This is a genomic window from Sphaerisporangium perillae (assembly GCF_023276435.1).
GTDB lineage: Bacteria > Actinomycetota > Actinomycetes > Streptosporangiales > Streptosporangiaceae > Sphaerisporangium > Sphaerisporangium perillae.
This window is the reverse complement of sequence record NZ_JALLPO010000022.1, coordinates 36,377-57,343: the sequence shown is the minus strand read 5'-3', so window position 1 is coordinate 57,343 and position 20,967 is coordinate 36,377. Positions and strand designations below refer to the sequence as shown.

Sequence of the window (20,967 nt, the reverse complement as noted above, 5' to 3'; positions counted from 1 at the left end):
CCGGCTCCTTGCCGGCGCTGCTACTCCACGATCCAGTGGATGGCGTAGTAGGACAGAGCGGCCACGAGCCCCGCCGCGGGGATCGTCAGGACCCAGGCCGTGATGATGTTTCCCGCGACGCCCCACCGGACGGCCGACAGACGCTTGGTGGCGCCGACGCCCATGATGGCGCTGGTGATCGTGTGGGTGGTGGAGATCGGCGCCTTGGCCGCGATGGCCATCGTGTAGAGCACGACGGAGGCCGCCGTCTCCGCCGCGAAACCCTGCGGAGGGGTCAGGTGGATGATCCGGCGCCCGAGCGTGCGCATGATGCGCCAGCCACCGGAGTAGGTGCCGAGCGAAATCGCGGCGGCGGCGGCGAGGATGACCCACTGCGGGATCGGGTCGTCCATCGCCAGGAAACCGCCGGTGTAGAGCGCCAGGAAGATGACGCCCATCGTCTTCTGGGCGTCCTGCAGGCCGTGGCCGAGCGCCATGGCGGCGGCCGAGACGGTCTGGGCGTATCGGAAGCCCTTGCCCGCCCGGTGGGGGTTGGCCCGGCGGAAGATCCACAGGATGGCGATCATGATGATGGCGCCGAGCAGGAAGCCGACGATCGGCGACAGGACCATCGGGATGACGACCTTCTGCACCACGCCACTCCAGTGGATGGAGCTGGAGGCCGCCAGAGCGGACCCCACCAACCCGCCGATCAGCCCATGGCTGCTCGAGGAGGGCAGGCCGAAGTACCAGGTGATGAGGTTCCACGTGATCGCGCCGATCAGACCGGCGCCCACGATGACCAGGCCGTGCGTACCGGTCGGGGGTTCGATGATCCCCGTACCGACCGTCCTGGCCACCTCGGTGCTGATGTGCGCGCCGACGAAGTTCATGGCCGCGGCCATGAAAAGAGCGGCGCGGGGGGTCAGAGCGCGGGTCGAGACCGAGGTCGCGATCGCGTTGGCGGCGTCGTGGAAACCGTTGGTGTAGTCGAACACCAGTGCGATGACGATGACACCGATGACAAGTGCTAGCTCCACTTAGCTTTCCTTGACCGCGATCGACTCGATCGTGTTCGCCACGTGTTCGAAGGCGTCGGCGGCCATCTCGAGCTGATCGATGACCTCCTTCATCTTCATGACGGTGAGCGCGTCGTACTCACCGCCGAAAAGCTTGGCGAGCAGGCGTCGATAGACCTGGTCCGCCTGGTTCTCCAGGCGATTGATCTCGATCCAGTACTCGTTGAGGTTGTTCATCGAGCGCAGGCGCGGCATGGCCTCGGCGGTCAGCTCCGCGGCCCGTTCCAGCACCTCCACCTGGTGTACGACCTCCTTGGGCAGGTGGTCGATCTGGTAGAGGCCGATGAGATCGGCGGCGGCCTCCATGTAATCCATCACATCGTCGAGATTCGACGCGAGGCGATAGATGTCCTCCCGGTCGAACGGCGTGATGAAGCTCTCGTTGAGGCGGTTCATGATCGCGTGAGTACGCTCGTCGCCCGCGTGCTCGCAGGCACGCATCTTCTCGGCCAGGGCTTCCCTGTCCGAACCGTCACTGATGATCTCCACCAGTAGCCGGGAGGCGGTGACGAGGTTGTTCGCCGAGTCGGCGAACAAGTCGTAGTAGCTGTCCTCACGAGGCGTGAGACGCAGGCGCACGTCGTTCTCCAGATGTGCGGGGACGGTCCGCAGAGAAGAGTAAGGGGTACCGGCTGAAATGCGAAGTTCGTGACCTGCACTCCCTGTTGTAACCCTCTCTTCTCCCTGGCGTTGCCCTCCGTTCTTCCATTCACACCGAGGGATCGCAACTTCCCCCCTCTATGTTCCCGGGCCGGGCGAGGTATGTCCCAAGCCGGACACCCCCGGCCCGGCGCCCCCGACCCTGCGCCCGCGGAGCGCCTAATCGATCAGTACGGCCGGCGCGAGAATGATCGGATACCTACCCGCCACATCCACGGCTGATCGAATAGGCGTGTCGATCAAATGGGTGTCCGGTGGAAGTTCAGGAACGACCGGCTCGGCGTCGGCCCGCGCTGGCCCTGGTACCGCGAGCCGTACTTCGCGCTCCCATAGGGATGCTCCGCCGGCGAGCTGAGCCGGAACAGGCACAGCTGCCCGATCTTCATCCCCGGCCACAGCTTGATCGGAAGCGTCGCGACGTTGGACAGCTCCAAGGTGACATGCCCCTCGAAGCCCGGATCGATGAACCCGGCCGTCGAATGCGTCAGCAACCCCAGCCGGCCGAGGCTCGACTTGCCCTCCAGCCTGCTCGCGATGTCCTCCGGCAGGCCGATCACCTCATAGCTGGACGCCAGGACGAACTCGCCGGGATGCAGTATGAACGGCTCATCCCCGTCGGGCTCCACCAGCCGCGTCAGCTCCGGCTGCTCGACCGCCGGATCGATGTGGGGATAACGATGGTTCTCGAACACCCTGAAGTACCGATCAAGGCGCACGTCGATGCTCGACGGCTGGATCATCTCAACGTCGAACGGGTCGATCTTGACCCTTCCCGACTCGATCTCGGCACGGATGTCACGATCGGATAGCAGCACCTCAGCAACCTACCAACCACACGGCAGCCCGCACCGACACACCGAACCCCATTCACCTCCAGCCCCGCCGTCCCCACCGCCAACTCACACCCCACCGGGGGAGGTGGCACGCCCCAAGTTCCGCTAGAGTAAGTCCGTCGTCAGCAACTGATCGACGCGGGTGTAGTTCAATGGCAGAACATCAGCTTCCCAAGCTGACAGCGCGGGTTCGATTCCCGTCACCCGCTCCACACACAAAGGCCCAGGTCAGAGGATGATTCCCGACCCGGGCCTTGATCTTTTCTGGCACCATTTCGATCTTCCGTGCCCGTTACGTGCCCGATCCATCTGGATCTTCCTTGCTCAGCGCCTCCTTGGCGAGCTTGCCCAGCGCGTCGGCGATGGCCCGGTCGCGCTCCATGGCGGTGTGCTGGTAGATCAGCGCGGCCCGCGTGGTCGAGTGGCCCATGCGGTTCATCAGCTCTCGCAGAGTCGCACCGGACTGCGAGGCGAAGGTGTTCCCCGTGTGCCGCAGATCATGAAAGTGGAAGCCAGTGAGCTTGGCTGCGCTGATCGCCTTGCTCCATGTCCGAGTGAAGTTCGCCCGCCGGAGTTGGGCACCCTTCGGCCCGATGAACACCAGGCCCTCATCCCCCTCCCCCGCGTACGTGCCCAGGTGCATGCGGAGATCAGGCAAGAGGAGTTCAGGAACCGAGACGATGCGCTTGCGGCCTCCGACTTGGGCGGCCCGATAGTGACCGAGCCGTCCTTGAGCTCGGTCGTGGTTCCTACGACCCGGATAGTCCCTGCTCTCGGGTCGACATGCTTGCGCTTCAGCGCCGCCAGCTCACCCCACCGCAGGCTTGCGAAGGTGGCCAGGAGAATCAGCATCCGGTATCGCGGATCGATGGCGTCGGCGAGCACGAAGACCTGCTTCATGGTGAGCACGGGCCGTTCCGGCGACTCTTCCTTGCCTGCCCCCTTGATGGTGCACGGGTTGGACTTGATCAGTTCGTCGCTGACAGCTGTATTGCAAATGGCCTTAAGCAGGCGGTACGCAAGGGCAGCCGGGGCGGCCGGCCCGCAAGCCACGACGCCGGTCTTTGCAAGGAGCGGAACACCGTCGAGCGCCTGATCAACAAGCTGAAGGCCTGGCGGGGCATCGCGACTCGATATGACAAGACGCCCGAGAGCTACCTCGCCGGCCTCCACCTCCGCGCCTCGATGATCTGGATCAACGACCTCCTGCAGGCAACTGGTTGATCACAGCCACACACAGGCCCTACGGGCAGCTGGCTTGCGCATGCGCGTCAGCCTGTGGGCATGCCGATCTGGTCGCGTTCCAGTACGGAGCGGAGCTCCGAGAGGGTCTGCGCAACGGTCGACATCGGGGGCCCGTCGAGAGTGTCTCCGATCAACTCGGCCAGCCGCTCGGTGAAGGTGCCCTCCGCCGCATCGACCAACTTCAAGCCGTCGTTGGTCAGAGCCAGCAGCGATGACCGGCGATCCGAGGGATTCGGCTGCCGGACGACCCATCCCTGCTTCTCCAGACGGTCGACGCTCTTGCTGGTCGCCCCGATGCCGATGGCGAACTCGGCGGCAAGGTCCGCCACGCGGGACCCGGGGTGGTCGCGCAGGTAGCGCAGGGCCTCGAACTGCGAGGTGACGATCCCGTGCCGCTCACGGAGACGGTCGTTGAGGGCGTTGTACAGCCGCGTCTCGCATCGAACCAGGTCGGCGAAGAAGCCCGAGAGGTCGATCGCGTCACCGGCCGATGTAGATGCCACGGCATATAGTGTAATGGAATCTACTTACCGCGGGAGCACACCCATGAGCAAGGAACAGCGCGCCCAGGTCGACGCGATGATGCGGCAGCCGCGACCCGAGGGCCCCCGGTCGGTCGAGGCGATCCGAGCCGGATTCAAGGCGCTGATGGCCCAGATGATCGTGCCCGACAGAATCCGCACCACGCAGACAACGCTCGGCAACCGACCCGCACTGCATGTCGAGCCGGACAACGGGCCGCGCGCCGGGACGATCCTGTACTTCCACGGCGGCGGCTGGGTGTTCGGCTCCCCCGAGACCGCCCTGTCGCTGACGGGACACCTCGTGGCCAAGACCGGCTTCGGGGCGTACTCGCTGGACTACCGGCTTGCCCCCGAGCACCCGTTCCCGGCCGCGATCGAAGACACACTGAGCGCCTATCGCGGCCTACTCGACAGCGGCGAGGACCCTTCGGCCATCATGTTCGCCGGGGACTCGGCCGGGGGCGGCCTCACCGTCACGACCTGCCTGGCCGCCCGCGACGCGGGCCTCCCGCTGCCCGCCGCCATCGTGGCGTTCTCCCCGGGCCTCGACGCCACCCGAACGGGCGAGAGCATGGACGCCAAGGAAGGCATCGACCCGATCTTCACCCGCAAGTCCGTGGAACACACCGGAGCCATGTACCTCGCCGGAGCCGACCCTCACCAGCCCTTGCTCAGCCCGGCCGTCCTCGCCGACCTGACCGGCTTCCCCCCGATGCTGATCCAGGTGGGCACCAACGAGATCCTGCTGGACGACTCCACGCGCCTGGCCGCGCGTGCGAGGGCAGCCGGAGTGGACGTCATCCTGGACATCACCGCCGACGTGTCGCACGTGTTCCAGTCGTTCGCCGGCATCCTGGACGAGGCCGACGAGGCACTGGACCGCGCGGCTCTCTTCCTCAGCCAGCGCATCCGCGCCGGGGGCACAGCGCACACGTCAGCAGGGTAGGGCCGCCGGCCTCACTCCCGCCGCAGTGTCAAATAGCCCCAGTGGTGACGCCGAAACCGCTACGCGGTCGATCCTTTGGCAGCGCGGCCCGCCATCTGATCACGACTCCAAACAGGCCCCTAGGGCCAGATCGGGCCCTGGTCGGTCCAGATGACGCCCTTGTTGCGGCACAGGCAGAAGGGGTGGCCGATCGGGTCGGTGTAGACCCGCCAGCCGTAGCCGTCGGGGCCGATGAAGTCCTGCTGCAGCGTCGCACCGAGGTCGAGGACGCGGCGCTGCTCGGACTCGATCTCGTCCACTTCGAAGTCGACGTGGAACTGCTTGGGGTGCTCGCTATCGGGCCACTGCGGAGCGCGGTAGTCGTCCACCCGGATGAAGGCCAACTCGACCTCGCCGAACTTGATGCCGGCCCAGTTCTCGTGGCTGCCTTCCTTGATCGGACGGCCCGTCACCTCGGAGTAGAAGGCCGCCAGCTTCATCGTGTCCGGGCAGTCGATGATGAAATCGGTGAGTCGCAGCATCCCGCGATCTTGTCACAAGAGCCGGAGGGCACACTAACGACGGTAAGCGTTCAGCATGCCTGGGACTGGGCCTGGCCGGAGGGGCACAGTCAGGGCACATGACACTGTGAGCAGCCGCGAAATGCCGAGAACCACCGAGACTGTTGGTGCAGGTCATCGCGGTGGTTCAGGGTTCTGTCGCAGGTCGCGGCCATGCCTGATTACTTCAACCGCAAGTCGTCAGGCAAGGCATACGCAAACTGCACCCCCCGCTCCCCGAACGCCAACTCCTCCCCTCGGAGAACACGATGGCCGTCACCGCCGCTGGATGCTCACCACTGCTGCGGTGATCGCCTTGCTCCATGTCCGGGTGAAGTTCGCCCGCCGGAGCTGGGCGCCCTTGGGGCCGATGAACACCAGGCCGTCGTCCCCTTCCCCCGCGTATGTGTTCAGGTGCGTCCGGAGCTCCGGCAGGAGGAGTTCGGGCACGGAGACGATGCGCTTGCCGGGCATGTCCGCGGCTTGGGCCCTGCTCTTCATGACGCTGATTCTACCTGTTGCGTTAGTCCGACTAACGATATAGTTCGTTCGCGCCAGAAACGTTAAAGAGTCGAACGTTAACTCAACGAACGAAAGAGGACACCGTGTCCACGGATACTTTGATCGCCGACCGTATCGAGATCGCCGACCTGTTCGCCCGCTTCGCACGCCTGCTCGACGAGAAGCGATGGGAGGATGCAGGCACCGTCTTCACCGACGATGTGGCGGTGCACTCGCCGCGCGGGGGCGAACTCCGCGGCATCGACAAGGTCGTCGGCTTTATGCGACAGAGTGAGGTCGAGGGGCAGCAAGCCCAGCACCTGACCACTGACCTGTTGGTGGACGTCAACGGCGATCAGGCGACTGCTTCGGCGTACTCGCTCGTGTTCTACTACCGCGACGGCCAAGCACCCCACTTCACAGGCGGCCTGCGCATGGCGGGCACCGTGGTGCGGACGCCGGCGGGCTGGCGATTCCGTGAGCAGCGGATCACGCCCGCCTGGATCCGCGAGAACTGATCTCCGGGAGGCCGGGGAGCAGGCGACCATGTCATCATGCGGCTCTCCCGGCCCCCGCCGACCGGCAGGGAGAAACTTCGACAGTTCCCGCCCACTGTCATGGCAGCGCGCGCCGGTTCGGGCTGGGATATCGACATCATGAGGGTCAGCCTGCCACCGCCTGCACCTTGATCTGCCAGGCGATGGCCGGGCTCATCGGCCAGCGGGTGTCTTGACATCGAGACTTCGTGCCCGTCGCGTGCCCGTACGGTCGGCGACCTGCAGGGAATCACGGGGACTCACGGTCACTCGACCCGCATATGCCCAGGTCAGCGTTTTTGCAGCTCAGGCTGCATGGTGTCGAAAGACTTCCCAAGCTGACAGCGCGGGTTCGATTCCCGTCACCCGCTCCAACGACGAAAGCCCAGGTCATCCGATGAATTCGGAACCTGGGCTTTGATCTTGTTTGGGCTAGTTGATCTCCGCGTGCCATTAACGTGCCATTAAGTGTTGATCAGCCGACCGGCACCAGCGCCCCGGAGAGCCCGTCATCGTCCTCGTCATCCTGTCCGGTGATGTGCTTGTCGATCGCGTCCGTGATCGATTTGTCGGCCCCGCGTACGGCGTGCTGATAGATCATCGCGGCCCTGACGTTGTCGTGGCCCATCCTGGCCATGAGGTCTTTGAGGCCGGCACCGGACTCAGCCGCGATCATGTTTCCGGTGTGCCGGAGATCATGAACATGGAGGCCCTCCGCTCCGATGGCCCGCACGGCTTCCGGCCACGAGCTGAGCCGGTTGAACCCGCTACGCCGAAGCGGACCACCCTTGATCCCCGAGAAGACCAACGCATCAGGTTCCGCCTTGACGAAGACCGCCAAGTGCTCGCGGAGCGCCGGAATGATCGCTTGCGGGATGCCGACGATGCGCCGGCCAGCCTTGGACTTGGGAGGCCCGAGCACCAGCGGGCCGGTCGACCGTTCGACGTAGGCCGCGCGGACCCGCACCGTTCCCGCCTTGAGATCGATGCGATCATCTCTCCCCATCGCAGGCTCGCGAAGGTGGCCAGCAGGACGAACGCACGGAACCGCCGATCGTGAGTGCAGTCAGCTTGCCCCTTGCCGACCAACGCCCAATGCGCCCGTTCTGCATCGGCCCGCGTGGCGAAAACCTCTTGATAGGTCCGCATTTCGCCGTGCCGCTGGAATCTGAGCCGGTAGCCCTGTCCCTCCTTGAGGCCCCGCACGTTGCCCACGGGTCGACGGCCAACACGCTCAGCCAGCTCGAATACCTGCCCCACCGTGAGCACCGAGCGCTCCTGCGCGTGCTCGTCACCGGCCCCGCGGATCCGACATGGATTGCGTTGAAGGATGTGATCCTCTTCGCTCGCGGTCATCAGGACCGCCCGCAGGAGCCGGTACGCCTTGGCAGCCATCAAGGGCGCCGCTGCGCGCCGCCACGCGGCCCGAGCTTGCGGGCCGCACGCTGCGCGTGCGGCCTGGGGGCCGTTCTCGCGCGCGCCCGCCACTCGGGCCGCGACCTGGCCCGACACACGGACCTTACGCCAAAAGAACTCGCGCGTGAGGCCGTCCTACGGAGCCGTCGTCATCTCGAAAGCATCGAACTCAGCACGGGTGATCTCGTGGACCGCGACAGGTTGGCCATGCCCAGGCATGACGGTTTCGAGCCCAAACCGCATGCCGAGCTTGTCCATGACTCGCTTTGAACGAAGGTTGTCGACATGCCGGACGCTAACGACGCGGTCGAGACCACAGTCGATGAGCCCGAATCTCAGCAGCGCCCCAGCGGCCTCCGTGGCGTAGCCGGCCCCCCAGTGTTGGCGACTCAGACGCCACCCGATCTCCACCGCAGGAAGAATCTCGGGAAGGAAGGTCGGCACCGTCAGCGCCACCCACCCGGCGAGCTGCCCAGTCTCCCGCACGATCACGGAGAGCAGGCCGAAGCCGCACTCTTCCCATTCTCGCTGAGCACGGGCAACTCCAGCCGCAGTTCGATCACGATCCAACGGCAACACCGACCCATCCCCGATGTAGCGCATGACCTCCGGGTCAGCATTCATCGTGGCGAGCGGATCAATATCGCCCTCGTTTGGGCCACGCAGGACGAGCCGCTCAGTCGTCAGCGAGATCATCGGCCGATTCTAGAACGGTCTGATGAACACCGCACAGAGAAAGGTGAGCAACCCTCCAGCAAACAAGTTCTGCCTCCGGCAGGGGCGCTCCATCTGGTGCCCGTGGCCCTGGCCCGCTTCCCCTTCGGGCGAGCCGACGGCAGACGGGATGATCAGTCGGGCGGGGTGCGCGCGTCGCGCGAGAAACGGCAGGTCACGGGTTGATCGTCCTGCCATTAGCGTGCCATTAAGGGCGGTGACGAGGGGTCAACCACGGTCACTCATGACCGTCCTCAGCCGCAGGTCAACGCCCCCACGAGCCGGCATCCCTGCAATTCCCAAGCTGACAGCGCGGGTTCGATTCCCGTCACCCGCTTCAACCACTGCACTTAAGGCGTAACGCGTTGGAGCAGGACTTTCGGCCAGGTCTACGGCCCACTCTGATACGCGCCACTTTCGGCCACGCCCACCGATGAGAGCTGCGGCACAAACGCGCATGCGGTCCAGGGTGGTCGGCGGTGACCGTCGGCGATCCTGGCGACAGACAAACATGCGCACATATATCCGTCGGGACAACTGTTCGAATCTCCGCTCCCCCACTGGAAGGACTCCCCTGACAACTACCGCACCGGAGATCCGGAGCTCGACGCGCAGGACGAACCCGATGACCTCGCCGCTGTGGGGCATCCGTACCGTCAGCGTGCCGGTGGGGGCGGAGTCCGAGAGTCAGCCGGTCTATCACCGGATCGGACCAATCGGCGTTCCCAGGCCAGGGCCGCGACCACACCGATGGCATAGGCGACCAGGTCCCATGGGTCGGGGAACGCGCCGACCAGGATACCGCCGATGCCCGGCGGGGTCATGCCGACTATTTGGTAGAACTCGACGGCGGCGGCGATCGCGGCCGTGGCCAGGGTGCGGCGTGCGGCGGTGGTGCGCCACAGCAGCCCCAAGAACGCGTAGACCAGCATGGTGGCGCCGACGTCGCTCACGTAACCGCGGATGAACGGTTGTCCCAGGCCTCGGTAGAAGAGGGCGAACGCGCCGACGGCGAGGGCGACGCCACCCAGAAGGACCATGGCACGGCGCATGAGATTGACATCTTCTCCGAATCTCAACGATCAGGACGAACCTGATCATAGAACTCGTCCCTTATGGCGCATGCTGATTGCGTCACGTCAGCGACCGCGGTGGAGTGCCATGGCGACGGCATGCCAGCACGTTGGAACGTAGTGACGATCCATCCGGAATGAGGCCCGACCAGATGACACAGTGCCCCGCGTGGTGCGAGGAACCAGCGAGAGCCATAGCCACAGGTCAACGGCGGGAGCGACCAAACGGCCCAGGTCAGCGCTTTCTGGCCGTCAGATGTACGACGTGTGATCCCTCGGGGCGATGGAGCGGAGATCCTGCAGTTGCCGCAGGTACGGGGAAGGGGCCGGCTTGACGGCCATCACCCAGAGCGTCAGCGCGACCGCGCTTCCTCCTATGGTGGCGGCCGACAGCCACGGGATGTCGGGGGTCAGCCGACCGATCCTCAGCCAGGGCGCCGCCAGCCTCAGCGACGGCACGCGCCCGCAGGCCAGCAGGGCCGCGAGCGGGAGCACGCAGACAAGCATCGTGGTGATGGCAGGAGGCCATCCGAGCCCGATGCCGATCGTGAAGACGAGAAACAGCACGTCCATGAACACCGTGGCCCGGATCGCCGACGCGGACCGCGTGCACAGGGCCGCGATGGTGACTAAGGCGAGGACGGCGGTGACGATGCTCTGAGATATGCCAGCACCGGCAAGCGGGAAGCTCACGAGTACCGCCATCATCGTGATCAGCACCCCGGAGTACCAGGAATGCCTCTGCGCAAGGTGAGCGCCCGTGTCGATCACCATGGACCCAAGCTACAGCGAGCACCGCGCAAATGCGGCGTGCAAGGCCGTGGGTGCCCTGGGTCACGCTGGTTGTGGCTGCCGTCGCCGCCGGCGCAGGCTGGCTGCCGATCCGCGACCTACCCAGATCCCGGACCGGAGGGCACAACCAGGGCACATGACACCGTGATCAGCTGCGAAATACCGAGAACCACCGAGACGGCCATTGCAGGTCATCACGGTGGTTCAGGGTTTCGTTGCAGGTCGCGGCGAGGGTTGATTAGTCCAGGGTGAAGTAGTCGAGCGGTGTCTTGACGTCGAGACTTCGTGCCAGATGCGTGCCAGATTGAACGGCGATCAGTGGGGTCTCACGGGGACTCACGGTCACTCGACCACCGCAGAGCTGCATCCCCGTTTCCCAGCTCAGAGGGGGAAGATCACTAGCCGATTCCCAAGCTGACAGCGCGGGTTCGATTCCCGTCACCCGCTCCACACACAAAGGCCCAGGTCAGAGGATGATTCCCGACCCGGGCCTTGATCGTTTCTCGGCCGAGCGCATCGGGTTCGTCCTTGACGTAGGTGTTCAGGTGCTCTCGCAGTGCCGGAACGATCACCTTGGGAATGCCGACGAAACGACGGCCTGCCTTGGACTTGGGAGGGCCGAGAACCAGTCCCCCGGTCGACCGTTCGATGAAGGCCGCCCGGACCCGCACCGTCCCCGCGTCGAGGTCGACATCCGTACGACGGAGCGCACTCACCTCCCCCCACCGCAGGCTCGCGAACGTAGCGAGGAGAACCAGGGCGCGGAAGCGTCGATCATGGACGCAGTCGGCCCGGCCCTCGACGCCCATGGTCCACAGCGTTCCTTCGGCCGCGTTCCTCGTCGCGAAGGTCTCCGGATGAGTGCGCATCTCGCTGTTCCGCTGGAACCGCAGCCGGTAGAAGCCGGCGTTGAGCTTTCGGAGGTTACCGACCGGGCGCCGTCCCACCCGGTCAGCGAGATCAAAGACCTCGTCGACCGTTGCCGACCGCCGCATTGCCGAGATCGCCCTGCAACCGCAGGGGCCCGTTTGGAGTCGTGATCACGTGGCTGGGAAATGATTGGACGGGGTGATGCTCGGGCTTGTAGCTTGCAGTTGACCGTGACACCACCCGAGGAGGTGAGACCCATGAACGCTGTATCGCGATGTGGGTGCTCCCCCTTACCGTCACGGTCGGGCGATTGACGTAGGTGTCGCCGGGAGCGCCGCGCCAACAAGGCACTCCCGAAAGGCAACACCTATGCATTCTCAGCAGTTCACCGCCGAGCCGTCGTCGAACGATATGGTCGAGCGCGACTTCACCGTGGGCGACGTCCCCGAACTCTGGTCGCCGGCCTCCGGCGCCGATCGCGCGCCCCTCATGTTCGACGTGATCATTGCCGGGTGCGGGCCGACTGGTGCGATGCTGGCCGCCGAACTGCGGCTGCACGATATGCGGGTACTCGTTCTGGAGAAGGAAACCGAGCCCGTGTCGTTCGTCCGCATAGTCGGTCTGCATATTCGCAGTATCGAGCTGATGGCAATGCGCGGACTGCTCGAGCGCATTCTCGAACACGGAAGACAGCGTCCGGCCGGCGGTTTCTTCGCCGCCATCACCAAACCCGCGCCCAAGGGCCTGGATTCCGCGCACGCCTATCTGCTGGGCATCCCGCAGCCGGTCATCAATCACCTGCTCGAAGAACATGCGATCGAACTGGGCGCGCAGGTCCGGCGCGGTTGTGCGGTCGCCGGTTTCGAGCAGGACGACGAGGGCGTGACCGTCGAGCTGTCCGACGGGGAACAGCTGCGTTCGCGCTATCTCGTCGGCTGTGACGGCGGGCGCAGTACGGTGCGCAAACTGCTCGGCGTCGGCTTCCCCGGCGAGCCCTCACGGACCGACACGCTCATGGGCGAGATGAAAGTGGGTGTACCGCAGGAGGAGATCGCCGCCAAGGTAACCGAAATCAGCGAGACCCATAAGCGATTCTGGCTCAGGCCCTTCGGCGAAGGGGTCTATAGCGTCGTAGTCCCCGCCGCGGGAGTCAGCGACCGCGCGGAACCGCCCACCCTCGAAGATTTCAAACAACAGTTGCGCACCATCGCCGGAACCGATTTCGGCGTGCACTCCCCGCGCTGGTTGTCCCGCTTCGGGGATGCCACCCGGCTGGCCGAACGTTATCGCGTCGGGCGGGTGCTACTGGCCGGCGATGCGGCGCACATCCATCCACCCATCGGCGGACAGGGCCTCAACCTGGGCGTTCAGGACGCATTCAACCTCGGCTGGAAACTAGCCGCGCAGATCCGCGGCTGGGCGCCGGAAACACTGCTGGACACCTACCAGGCCGAACGTCATCCGGTCGCCGAGGACGTGCTGGACAACACCCGCGCCCAGATGGAACTGACGTCCACCGAACCGGGCCCACAGGCCGTGCGCAGGCTGCTCACCGAACTGATGGACTTCGACGAGGTGAACCGCCATCTGATCGAGAAGATCACCGCGATCGGCATCCGCTACGACTTCGGCGAAGGCCCCGACCTGCTCGGCCGCCGCCTGCGCGACATCGACGTGAAACAGGGCCACCTCTACAGTCTGCTGCATCGCGGCCGCGGTCTGCTGCTGGACCGCACCGAACGCCTGACCGTCGGCGGCTGGTCAGACCGGGTCGATTACCTCGCGGATCCCACTGCGGTACTGGACGTTCCGTGCGTCCTGCTACGCCCCGACGGCCACGTCGCCTGGATCGGCGACGATCAGCAGGACCTGGACGACCACCTCTCCCGCTGGTTCGGCAAGCCCGCCAACTGATTTCGCCTGAGCAGCGGTCATCCGCATATACGGCCCTGAACTCCGAGGGGCGAAGTAGCCGTTGACCCGGTCGTTCAGCTGGGGGTTTCCAGTTAGGCGGCCGGGTTCATTTGTCGACCTGACTGCGGAGGAACCGCTGCGGTGGGGCGCTCAAGAGCCGCGAACCAGGGCTCCATGATGCGGCCGGCTCGGGCTAACAAGCCCGATGGCTACCTTCTCGGCTCGTACCGCATCGCCACCGCCCCAAGCCGAACTCCAGCCGGCTCACGAGCTTCAAGTCGACATGCTTCGATAGTCCGGCGAACAACGTCGGCCCGTGGCCCGCGAGCCTGGGCTGCACCACGAACTCGTACTCATCGATCAATCCCAGCTCCATCGTGAGACTACGAATCGATCCAGATAGAAACATTCGGACCGGCGTCTGCGACTGTTGCCATACCCACGTTGACCGCGTCACAGGATTCATCAACAATGACGACGGCGCCTACGCGATCTACTATGCATCCTGCTACCACCACGATGGACTCCATGAAGCATGGATCGACGTGATCATCGATGACAATTGGGCGCCGGGCGAGCCCGTCAGTCGCCCCAGCCCGAACCGCGTCACATTCGGATGCCGTGTCGGTCCCGTCGAGGGACAACCCGGCCCGGCCTGCTCCCTGGTCAAGGGCGCGGACGTCGCACCCGATGAGCCCCTCTATGGACGCAAGCTGTCCCGCGAAGAAGCCCTCGTGCATCCCTGGCTCTCCGACTACTGGGAGACCATCGACCACATCCTGGAGAACGACACCACAGTCCGCCAGCACCTCAACGGCACGGTGTAGCCGCAGAGCCATAGAAAACCAAGCCTCCGGCGGGGGCACTCCGGCTCCAGGATGATCGACAGGGAGCGCTCACAGCTGCCGGCCCGTGGGTGCCCCCGTTGCTATGCGCGAGGCCCATGAGTGAAGCGCATCGATAGTCCGGCGCAGGTGAGCATCGTCAGCCAACCCTGGCGGAGCCCACGGCTCTGTCCTCAGCTCACATTCGGCGTCGAGATCCACCCACAGATCTTGGAACGCGTCCCGGATACTCCACTCCCGAGGATCAGCGACCTCGAACAATCCCCGAAGATCTTCCACCAACTTGGACAACGTCACCTCACCCGCAGCGTACGCGTCCAGGCGTCCGACCATCCGTCCGATGAAAGCCCGCTGGTAGTCCTCCACAAGCTCCATCTTGATCGTCGTGCAATTAGCGTGCAATTAGACAGGGTGACGAGGGGACAATCACGCTCACTCAGGACCGGCCTACCGGCCTGGAGCCTCGGCGTCCATCAGGTCGGCCGGAACGTGGATCAGGTCGCCGCCGAGCGCCTCCAGTTCGGGGTGCTCTTCCGTGACGCGGCCACGACATGGACGCCTTCGTCGAGAAGGGTACGAGTGACGGCCAGGCCGATGCCCTTGGAAGCACCGGTGACAACCGCAACCCGACCTGAAAGCTGGAGATCCATATCGTCCTCCCTCGTTGTAATTTCCATACGCTGAACACGTTACGAGCGGTCGCGCGACAAGGGCTGGTGCGATTCGGACTAGCAATTACAGCGGAAACCGGACGTGACATATATGTTCGCGCATGATTTAGAAGCAGATGCTTGCCCCATCGTTCGGCGAGCGATCAAGGCCTCGCGGGTATCCAACTCGAAGCCTGGCGGCATCCTGTCGGCGTAGCCGTGATGAACTACGCCGCTCCTCACCCCTGCCATGAGCATGGGTCCACTTCCACCCGCAGCCTTCGAAGCCGCGTGTCCGTTGCATGCCCGTTCGAACAGAGACCAGCAGAGAGTCACGGGGAGTCAGTGGCACTCGACGTAAGGGGTCGGCCCTCCGAGCAGGCGATCCTGGCGTTCGGCCAGATCAAGGACTCGCCGTGGGTCGTCGACGGCCAGCTCGTCGTACAGAAGGTGACCACGCTGGCGTTGTCGTTCGATCACCGGATCATCGACAGCGAGCTCGGTTCGCTGTTCCTCCGCGACGTGGGGGCGATGCTCGCGGATCCGCTGCGCATGCTCGTTTGGAGCTGAGAAGACGACGGAGGGCCCGGATCGCGTTGATCCGGGCCCCGTCGTTCGGCGTCGCCTGTCAGCCAGTGACCGGGATATCGGACTTCACCGGCGTCGGGGTGGGCGCGGGCTTGGGCTCGTCCTGCGTCGGCGTGACGTTCTCGTCCCACTCGATCCAGTCGTGGATCACCGTACCGTGATCACCCTGGCCGGAGTGGGTGGGGGTCGGCGTGTTGCTCGGCGTCGGCGTCGAAGTGGGCGTCGAGGTGGGCGTCGGCGTGGGAGTGGGGGTCACCGTGGGCGTCGCAGTGGGCGTCGCAGTGGGTGTGGAAGTCGGAGTCGGAGTGGCCGTCGGCGTCGGCGTCGGCGGCTGGGAGGGCGTCACCGTCGGCGTGGGCGTCGGGGTGGGCGTGGGCGTGGGCTCACACTCGACCCAGAACACCTTCTGCTTGGCCGCGCCATGCTTCCCCGCGAAGGTCCAGAACAGCTTGTAGTGCCCGTTCGGCAGGGTCATGTCAACGCTACGGCCATGCCCGTCCTTGTCGAGCACGAGGGTGTCGCTCTTCACGGTGGTCTTGTCGCCGGTGGGCGGCCAGGACTTGATCTCCCAGCTCACCTGCTCGACCGCGTCGAAGTTGAACCCGACCAGATAGAACACGCAGACGTGGGGCTCGTCGCGCTGGTCGTCCTCCGGCGTCGTCCACTTGTGGATCTTGACGTCGCCATTGTCGCCGGGCGGCTTCCCCTGGACCGCTCCAGCTGAGGCCGTATTGGAGATGGCGAGCACCGCGAGTGCTGCCACCGCGAGCATGAGTGCCGCTGCTGCCCAGCGACGGACTGAAGAGAGTCTGGGGGGTGTCACGACCGCACCTCGGGGTGTATGAGAGAGCTTGAGCCTCACTAGGCTCATATGTGTAAAAATGTCACACCCGCTGGCCAAGGGCCTTCAAACGTTCCAAACCGTTATCCAGCGGGGCCAGATGGTTACACGCTCGTGTCGTAAGTGCCATAGAACATCAGGAGCCGATCGTGCCGCTCGATGCCCCCTGCCGACTCATCGGCGCCGCGCTCGTCGCCATGAGCCTCGTCGCCGCGACCCCCGCCAGCGTCGTCGCGTCGCCCGTCACTCTCGCCGCCGCCGCCTCGGTCACGGCGACCGCACTCCCCAAGGCCACCACGTTCACGGCGTTGAGCGGCCTCCCGCAGGACACCGACACGTACGGCAAGCTGAGCGGCATCGTGGTCCACCCCGCACGCACGGTGGCCGTCTACGCCCTGCCCGGCGGCAAGCCCGCGGCCACCCTCCCGGCGAAGCAGCTCGGCAACCAGACCTGGGTGCCGGTGGTGGAGGCGCGCAAGGGCTGGTACCGCGTGCTCCTGCCCAGCAAGCCCAACCACGTGACCGGCTGGATCAAGGCCAAGGGCCTGAAGAAGGCGCGCAGCCGCTACCGCGCCATCGTGAAACTGGGCACCAGGCGACTGACCGTGATGAACGCGAGCAAGAAGCTCGGCACCTGGACGGTGGCCATCGGCGGCCCTGAGACGCCCACCCCGGCGGGCAGGACCTTCCTGCTGGCCCTGATGTCGCCAAAGAAGAAGACCTACAGCCCGCTGATCCTGCCACTCGGCACGCACTCGCCGACGCTCGACACCTTCGGCGGCGGTCCCGGCACGGTCGCCTTCCACGGCTGGCCGGACCGGAAGGTGTTCGGCAAGGCAGTCACGCACGGCTGTGTCAGGGTACCTGCTCGCGCGCTCAAGGTGCTGGCAGGACTGCCTCTGGGGACTCCGGTTCTGATCGCTCCCTGAGGATGAGGGCGGCGGCCAACGGGTCCTCGCCATGCACCAACGTGAGCTTGTGCATGTGCCGGGAAGAGACGACGGCGGCGTCAGCGACGAGCAGGATGCTCGCGGTCGTGGTGTGCCGGATCCAGCGGTCAGAGTGCATGTCACTCTCGCCAGGTTCGCTGACGCGGCGGTAGAAAGGGCCGTCGATCTCGATCACGTGGCTCACTCTGACGGTGGCTCCGGGGTACTGCAACAGCCCCTCATAACCACTCACGCTCACACCGTCCACCACTGGTCGGCGGCTGGCCGTACGCTCCTGATCACAGCCGGGATGGTCCTGATAGGAAGAGGTCAGGACCATGATCGCGTGCCAGATCCGTGCCAGAACAGGGGAGAACCCCGGATACTCACGGCGGCTCACGGCTACTCGACCGCACCGACGCCAACACCGGATGGCACGCCACCACCGCCTACTGGCGACCCGGGCACATCTGTTGGAACTGGCCGGCGAGTACTCCGCAGCAGCGGCCAGCTACCGGGAGGCCGCCCGGCGGGCCACCACCTTGCCCGAGCGCCGGCACCTGACCGCCCGCGCCACGCGGCTCGCCAGCGAAACAGCGCCTAACCTCCCTCCGCCGGATCGCGGGCCATTAGCGGGCCATTAACCAGGGTGACGAGGGGTATGCGTCTCTTCCGAGCTCTTCATAGGGCCGTAAGCGGCGCACCAACGACAACGAATTGGCCATGCCGCCAGTCTCCCAGCGAGGCATCCCTCTGATCGAGGCAATGAGCCTTTCCGTGCAAGGGTTTGATCACTGAGTGTCGTCATGTCGTACGGGCGTGGTCGTAGTGCAGGAGTACCAGCGCTGCGGCGACGATCGCACCGATGCGCCAGGGATCGAGGCCGACGTTGCGCAGTGCTCGGAAGGTCATCTTCAGCAGCGAGTTGCCACGCTCGCCGATGGCCCGTAACCCGTTGTGCGCCTTCGTTGTACCTCAACGGGTTCGGCGCGCCCTACCCGTGATCATTACTGGCCTATGCGTCCGTCGATCCGCTCGCGCAACAGGTCGACGTGACCTATGTGGCGGCCATACTCCCAGATCGATCCGACCAGCACCTCGCGCAGCGACATCGCCCCGCCACCGCTGCCATGCTGATTCAAGGGATCGTTGCCGGTGATGTCGAGACTGGGCGCTTCGGCCACAAACCGCTCGGCGAAGTCCACCTCCGCACGCCATGCGTCCCACGCCTCCGCCACCACCTGAGGGTCGGGAACAGCACCATCGAAATCACCGTCACGGTCGGTGTCGGAGCAGAACAGCCGGGGCACGTCCTGTCCCGCCATCAGTACCCGGAACGTCGCACGCTCCACCTCGGCCAGGTGGCGCACCAGCCCCAGGAGCGACATCGTCGACGGCTCGACGGAACGCCGCGCCATAGCCTCCGCATCAAGACCTGAGCATTTCATCTCCAATGTGAGGCGTGCACAGCGCAGGGCTTCGACCAGCGTGACGCGCTCGTCGCCCAACGTTGGTCCGTTCTCACGCGGGTCGTCGTCAGAAGGCTTGCCGTCCGCGGTGAACATGTCGGCTCGTCGTGTTGTGGCCATGGCCGCAATCATCGGAGACGCGCATGGCGGCCGGCAACTGATTAACGACACCGGCACTCATGGTCAACGGGCTCGGGCGTGGCCCTACTCGTGATCACTCAGCGCGACCACCACCTTGCGCGGAAAGGCTCAATAACCAGCCTCCGGCGGGGGCAACGGCAAGGTCGGGGAGGGCAGCGGCGAACAACGTCGAGATCGCGTACACCCCGACCGGCAGCTCCTGGCTCAACACACGCGGGGCAGCCCCGCGAGGCAGTGCTTCGCAGGGCTGCCGTTGTCCGTCGGGGCTAGTCACCGATGCGGCTAGCCATCGGAGTCGCCGTTGCAATACTGCTGGTCCCACCTTGCGGTCCTGTAGCTGTAGCAGTAGTAGCAGCCGTCATCTCTCCACTTGCATAGGCTGGGATTGGGGGAGGTAGTGACGTGCCGGGCCGACGCGCAGACGCTTGGCTCGGAGGCCTGCGCGGTGCCGGTGACGGTTCCGGTGACGAGGAGCGTGGACGCCGCCAGCGCGACGGCGAAGAGCAAACGCTTGAGCATCAGAGATCACTCCCTGAGGTGAGGACCGAACCCCGATTGACGGGGATGACGAGCGTCGGTTCCGGGTCCCGGGATACGCCGATGCGGCGCTGACATCACTCAGACTAATCGCGGCATCAGCCCGAAATCTCCCAGCCAGCGGCAAAAAGTTACTTCGGCCACATCACCGCATAAATGTGATTATCCACATCCACCAGAGAAATGCGGCATTGCACCCCAGCTAGCCACTGCGAGGCTTCGAGCTGCAGATTCGTACCGCCGACAGAAGCCTGGATGGCACTTCCCCGGGGGGTTCAATGCGGCGCCACAGAGACGAAAAATGATAGGCAAGGAAATTAGCAACATTGCGGCAGACTCCTGGGAAGAAAGATGCGAAAACCGCACATTTCGAGACACGCGGCCGGTACGGACGGGGCGCCTGGTTCGGCTCGGGGGAGTTGCAGCACGAAGCGGGCCCCGCGCTCGGATCCAGCGCCAGCACGGCTCACCCGACCTGAAGGTCAGCGCGCTCACCATGGACATCTCCTACGACGACGGCCGCACCTGGCTGCCCGCGCTGGTGCACCCGTCGGGCAAGGGCGCCTGGTCCGCCGAGACCTGGCATCCGGTCAGCGCGCGCGGCAAGTTCGCCTCGTTGCGCGTCACAGCCGCCGACACCGGCGGCAACGCCTTCAGTGAGACCGTCATCAGGGCCTACGAGATCAAGTGAGTACCGGAAACCCCGCCGCGCCTCCTGGATGCGGCGGGGTTTCCGTCATCGGATGCTCATCGACATGCACGACGATCGATGTCGGGGGCACCCGAGGTCCATGCCTGCTGGTCGTGCGACGTCCCTGGCCGGCTTCGAAGAGCCGTCCGAGGTCTATCGTGGCGGTCAGTTAGCGCCGACGACCTTGAAGTCCTTGTTGACGAAGACGTGGTGCGGCCAGTTGACGCCGATGTTGTGGACCTCGTACTCGCCGTTGCTCAGCTGCACAACACGGTCGACGACGCCCCCCTGGTAGGTGGCCAGCGCAGCTTCCGTCGCCTTATTCGCTGTCGTTCCGCTGACGATCGTCCCGTCTCCCTCAGTGTAGTTCGCCGGGATCTGACCGTCCTGCTTTGACGCGGACGGTGCACCGCGCTGGAAGGCGACCACCTGTGCCGGGGAGTAGGTCGCAGATCCGCCGCCAGTCGGTCGCACGATGACCTGCGTGGCCGTAATGGTCGTTCCGTTGACCGTCCCAAGTGCGAGGACGGGTTCGCCTGTCGTAACGGCACTCGCCGCGGTCGAGCTCGTCCCCTTCTTGTATGTCGTGGAGGACGCCTTGTCGATGGTCACCTTCTGACCCGCTGATGTCGACATTGTGAAGCTCGACGTGGAC

The 20,967-nt window shown here is 65.2% G+C and carries 24 protein-coding genes, 1 tRNA gene and 3 pseudogenes; 9 read left to right on the top strand and 19 right to left on the bottom strand.

Translation table 11 applies throughout. The features are described 5' to 3' along the window. Nucleotides 1–20: 20 nt before the first annotated feature. From MYF83_RS22145 to dcd, 3 genes are all read right to left on the bottom strand, one after another. Nucleotides 21–1,019 carry an inorganic phosphate transporter gene (locus tag MYF83_RS22145; protein ID WP_248962496.1) on the bottom strand — a complete coding sequence of 333 codons (999 nt, stop codon included), beginning with the start codon at nucleotides 1,017–1,019 and terminating at the stop codon, nucleotides 21–23. Next, nucleotides 1,020–1,637 (bottom strand): DUF47 domain-containing protein, encoded by a 618-nt coding sequence (locus MYF83_RS22140; RefSeq protein ID WP_248962495.1) that lies wholly within the window; start codon nucleotides 1,635–1,637, stop codon nucleotides 1,020–1,022. A gap of 320 nt (nucleotides 1,638–1,957) precedes the next feature. Next, a complete protein-coding gene (gene dcd / locus MYF83_RS22135) occupies nucleotides 1,958–2,533 on the bottom strand; it encodes a dCTP deaminase (protein ID WP_248962494.1) in 576 nt (191 codons plus the stop codon). Nucleotides 2,534–2,689: 156 nt separating this feature from the next. Between dcd and MYF83_RS22130 the strand changes: the two genes are divergently transcribed. Beyond that, a tRNA-Gly gene (locus tag MYF83_RS22130) sits at nucleotides 2,690–2,763 on the top strand. A gap of 80 nt (nucleotides 2,764–2,843) precedes the next feature. Here the strand turns inward: MYF83_RS22130 and MYF83_RS22125 are convergent. After that, complete coding sequence (locus MYF83_RS22125; RefSeq protein WP_248962493.1) at nucleotides 2,844–3,194, bottom strand: tyrosine-type recombinase/integrase; 351 nt, start codon at nucleotides 3,192–3,194, stop codon at nucleotides 2,844–2,846. Between the two features lie 374 nt (nucleotides 3,195–3,568). Here MYF83_RS22125 and MYF83_RS22120 point away from each other — a divergent pair. Next, nucleotides 3,569–3,775, top strand: a pseudogene (locus MYF83_RS22120) (hypothetical protein); the annotation flags it as partial. A 47-nt stretch (nucleotides 3,776–3,822) separates the two neighbouring features. Here the strand turns inward: MYF83_RS22120 and MYF83_RS22115 are convergent. Further along, entirely contained in the window at nucleotides 3,823–4,299 is a 477-nt protein-coding gene (locus tag MYF83_RS22115; RefSeq protein ID WP_248962492.1) for a MarR family winged helix-turn-helix transcriptional regulator, read from the bottom strand. 43 nt (nucleotides 4,300–4,342) lie between these two features. Here MYF83_RS22115 and MYF83_RS22110 point away from each other — a divergent pair, with 43 nt between their 5' ends. Continuing rightward, nucleotides 4,343–5,266, top strand: coding sequence for an alpha/beta hydrolase (locus MYF83_RS22110; RefSeq protein WP_248962491.1), 924 nt, complete (start codon nucleotides 4,343–4,345; stop codon nucleotides 5,264–5,266). A 119-nt stretch (nucleotides 5,267–5,385) separates the two neighbouring features. Here MYF83_RS22110 and MYF83_RS22105 read toward each other — a convergent pair whose 3' ends face one another. Together MYF83_RS22105 and MYF83_RS22100 are read right to left on the bottom strand one after the other, a co-directional pair. Continuing rightward, entirely contained in the window at nucleotides 5,386–5,787 is a 402-nt protein-coding gene (locus MYF83_RS22105) for a VOC family protein (RefSeq protein WP_248962490.1), read from the bottom strand. Nucleotides 5,788–6,081: 294 nt separating this feature from the next. Next, entirely contained in the window at nucleotides 6,082–6,306 is a 225-nt protein-coding gene (locus MYF83_RS22100) for a hypothetical protein (protein ID WP_248962489.1), read from the bottom strand. A gap of 104 nt (nucleotides 6,307–6,410) precedes the next feature. Between MYF83_RS22100 and MYF83_RS22095 the strand changes: the two genes are divergently transcribed. Next, entirely contained in the window at nucleotides 6,411–6,824 is a 414-nt protein-coding gene (locus tag MYF83_RS22095) for a nuclear transport factor 2 family protein (RefSeq protein ID WP_248962488.1), read from the top strand. Between the two features lie 493 nt (nucleotides 6,825–7,317). On the opposite strand, the gene MYF83_RS22090 is transcribed toward MYF83_RS22095, so the two are convergent. The 5 genes from MYF83_RS22090 to MYF83_RS22070 all read right to left on the bottom strand — a co-directional run bounded on the left by MYF83_RS22090 (nucleotide 7,318) and on the right by MYF83_RS22070 (nucleotide 11,832). After that, complete coding sequence (locus MYF83_RS22090; RefSeq protein ID WP_248962487.1) at nucleotides 7,318–7,848, bottom strand: tyrosine-type recombinase/integrase; 531 nt, start codon at nucleotides 7,846–7,848, stop codon at nucleotides 7,318–7,320. Nucleotides 7,849–8,393: 545 nt separating this feature from the next. Then, nucleotides 8,394–8,954, bottom strand: a complete 561-nt coding sequence (locus tag MYF83_RS22085; protein WP_248962486.1) for a GNAT family N-acetyltransferase — start codon at nucleotides 8,952–8,954, stop codon at nucleotides 8,394–8,396. Between the two features lie 674 nt (nucleotides 8,955–9,628). Then, complete coding sequence (locus MYF83_RS22080; protein ID WP_248962485.1) at nucleotides 9,629–10,024, bottom strand: DUF2809 domain-containing protein; 396 nt, start codon at nucleotides 10,022–10,024, stop codon at nucleotides 9,629–9,631. A gap of 273 nt (nucleotides 10,025–10,297) precedes the next feature. After that, nucleotides 10,298–10,819: a hypothetical protein gene (locus MYF83_RS22075; RefSeq protein WP_248962484.1), complete on the bottom strand. Its 522-nt coding sequence runs from the start codon at nucleotides 10,817–10,819 to the stop codon at nucleotides 10,298–10,300. A 416-nt stretch (nucleotides 10,820–11,235) separates the two neighbouring features. Then, complete coding sequence (locus MYF83_RS22070) at nucleotides 11,236–11,832, bottom strand: site-specific integrase (protein ID WP_248962483.1); 597 nt, start codon at nucleotides 11,830–11,832, stop codon at nucleotides 11,236–11,238. Nucleotides 11,833–12,196: 364 nt separating this feature from the next. On the opposite strand from MYF83_RS22070, the gene rox reads away from it, so the two are divergent. Both rox and MYF83_RS22060 read left to right on the top strand, forming a co-directional pair. After that, on the top strand, nucleotides 12,197–13,621 hold the full coding sequence (gene rox, locus MYF83_RS22065; RefSeq protein WP_248962620.1) for a rifampin monooxygenase: 1,425 nt from the start codon (nucleotides 12,197–12,199) through the stop codon (nucleotides 13,619–13,621). A gap of 545 nt (nucleotides 13,622–14,166) precedes the next feature. Further along, complete coding sequence (locus tag MYF83_RS22060; RefSeq protein WP_248962482.1) at nucleotides 14,167–14,448, top strand: hypothetical protein; 282 nt, start codon at nucleotides 14,167–14,169, stop codon at nucleotides 14,446–14,448. A gap of 512 nt (nucleotides 14,449–14,960) precedes the next feature. Here the strand turns inward: MYF83_RS22060 and MYF83_RS22055 are convergent. Next, nucleotides 14,961–15,116, bottom strand: coding sequence for an SDR family NAD(P)-dependent oxidoreductase (locus tag MYF83_RS22055; RefSeq protein ID WP_248962481.1), 156 nt, complete (start codon nucleotides 15,114–15,116; stop codon nucleotides 14,961–14,963). A 369-nt stretch (nucleotides 15,117–15,485) separates the two neighbouring features. Between MYF83_RS22055 and MYF83_RS22050 the strand changes: the two are divergent. Further along, nucleotides 15,486–15,686: pseudogene (locus tag MYF83_RS22050) on the top strand (2-oxo acid dehydrogenase subunit E2); the annotation flags it as partial. Between the two features lie 58 nt (nucleotides 15,687–15,744). Here the strand turns inward: MYF83_RS22050 and MYF83_RS42945 are convergent. Beyond that, the gene (locus tag MYF83_RS42945; protein ID WP_279339886.1) at nucleotides 15,745–16,476 is read right to left on the bottom strand and encodes a hypothetical protein; all 732 of its coding nucleotides are present in this window, start codon (nucleotides 16,474–16,476) and stop codon (nucleotides 15,745–15,747) included. 218 nt (nucleotides 16,477–16,694) lie between these two features. On the opposite strand from MYF83_RS42945, the gene ldt-CoaP reads away from it, so the two are divergent. Beyond that, entirely contained in the window at nucleotides 16,695–17,474 is a 780-nt protein-coding gene (ldt-CoaP, locus tag MYF83_RS22040) for a L,D-transpeptidase (protein ID WP_248962480.1), read from the top strand. On the opposite strand, the gene MYF83_RS22035 is transcribed toward ldt-CoaP, so the two are convergent. From MYF83_RS22035 to MYF83_RS22020, 4 genes and pseudogenes are all read right to left on the bottom strand, one after another. Beyond that, nucleotides 17,422–17,874, bottom strand: a complete 453-nt coding sequence (locus MYF83_RS22035; protein ID WP_248962479.1) for a hypothetical protein — start codon at nucleotides 17,872–17,874, stop codon at nucleotides 17,422–17,424. The two genes, ldt-CoaP and MYF83_RS22035, sit on opposite strands and share 53 nt — an antisense overlap. 404 nt (nucleotides 17,875–18,278) lie before the next feature. After that, nucleotides 18,279–18,425: pseudogene (locus MYF83_RS22030) on the bottom strand (IS5/IS1182 family transposase); the annotation flags it as partial. A 56-nt stretch (nucleotides 18,426–18,481) separates the two neighbouring features. After that, nucleotides 18,482–19,039 (bottom strand): DinB family protein, encoded by a 558-nt coding sequence (locus tag MYF83_RS22025; protein WP_248962478.1) that lies wholly within the window; start codon nucleotides 19,037–19,039, stop codon nucleotides 18,482–18,484. 327 nt (nucleotides 19,040–19,366) lie between these two features. Continuing rightward, nucleotides 19,367–19,603 (bottom strand): hypothetical protein, encoded by a 237-nt coding sequence (locus MYF83_RS22020; RefSeq protein ID WP_248962477.1) that lies wholly within the window; start codon nucleotides 19,601–19,603, stop codon nucleotides 19,367–19,369. A 514-nt stretch (nucleotides 19,604–20,117) separates the two neighbouring features. Between MYF83_RS22020 and MYF83_RS22015 the strand changes: the two genes are divergently transcribed. Further along, nucleotides 20,118–20,312 carry a hypothetical protein gene (locus MYF83_RS22015; protein ID WP_248962476.1) on the top strand — a complete coding sequence of 65 codons (195 nt, stop codon included), beginning with the start codon at nucleotides 20,118–20,120 and terminating at the stop codon, nucleotides 20,310–20,312. Between the two features lie 165 nt (nucleotides 20,313–20,477). Here the strand turns inward: MYF83_RS22015 and MYF83_RS22010 are convergent, their stop codons facing one another. Further along, nucleotides 20,478–20,924, bottom strand: a complete 447-nt coding sequence (locus tag MYF83_RS22010; RefSeq protein ID WP_248962475.1) for a hypothetical protein — start codon at nucleotides 20,922–20,924, stop codon at nucleotides 20,478–20,480. Nucleotides 20,925–20,967: the final 43 nt, after the last annotated feature.

Coding starts and splice junctions, on each gene's coding strand:
- MYF83_RS22125 (WP_248962493.1), bottom strand. CDS start 3,194: ATGCACCTGGGCACGTACGCGGGGGAGGGGGATGAGGGCCTGGTGTTC.
- MYF83_RS22025 (WP_248962478.1), bottom strand. CDS start 19,039: ATGTTCACCGCGGACGGCAAGCCTTCTGACGACGACCCGCGTGAGAAC.
- MYF83_RS22110 (WP_248962491.1), top strand. CDS start 4,343: ATGAGCAAGGAACAGCGCGCCCAGGTCGACGCGATGATGCGGCAGCCG.
- rox (WP_248962620.1), top strand. CDS start 12,197: ATGTTCGACGTGATCATTGCCGGGTGCGGGCCGACTGGTGCGATGCTG.
- MYF83_RS22055 (WP_248962481.1), bottom strand. CDS start 15,116: ATGGATCTCCAGCTTTCAGGTCGGGTTGCGGTTGTCACCGGTGCTTCC.
- MYF83_RS22090 (WP_248962487.1), bottom strand. CDS start 7,848: ATGGGGAGAGATGATCGCATCGATCTCAAGGCGGGAACGGTGCGGGTC.
- MYF83_RS22085 (WP_248962486.1), bottom strand. CDS start 8,954: ATGATCTCGCTGACGACTGAGCGGCTCGTCCTGCGTGGCCCAAACGAG.
- MYF83_RS22070 (WP_248962483.1), bottom strand. CDS start 11,832: ATGCGGCGGTCGGCAACGGTCGACGAGGTCTTTGATCTCGCTGACCGG.
- MYF83_RS22080 (WP_248962485.1), bottom strand. CDS start 10,024: ATGCGCCGTGCCATGGTCCTTCTGGGTGGCGTCGCCCTCGCCGTCGGC.
- MYF83_RS22020 (WP_248962477.1), bottom strand. CDS start 19,603: ATGCTCAAGCGTTTGCTCTTCGCCGTCGCGCTGGCGGCGTCCACGCTC.
- MYF83_RS42945 (WP_279339886.1), bottom strand. CDS start 16,476: ATGCTCGCGGTGGCAGCACTCGCGGTGCTCGCCATCTCCAATACGGCC.
- MYF83_RS22015 (WP_248962476.1), top strand. CDS start 20,118: ATGGACATCTCCTACGACGACGGCCGCACCTGGCTGCCCGCGCTGGTG.
- MYF83_RS22105 (WP_248962490.1), bottom strand. CDS start 5,787: ATGCTGCGACTCACCGATTTCATCATCGACTGCCCGGACACGATGAAG.
- MYF83_RS22075 (WP_248962484.1), bottom strand. CDS start 10,819: ATGGTGATCGACACGGGCGCTCACCTTGCGCAGAGGCATTCCTGGTAC.
- MYF83_RS22100 (WP_248962489.1), bottom strand. CDS start 6,306: ATGAAGAGCAGGGCCCAAGCCGCGGACATGCCCGGCAAGCGCATCGTC.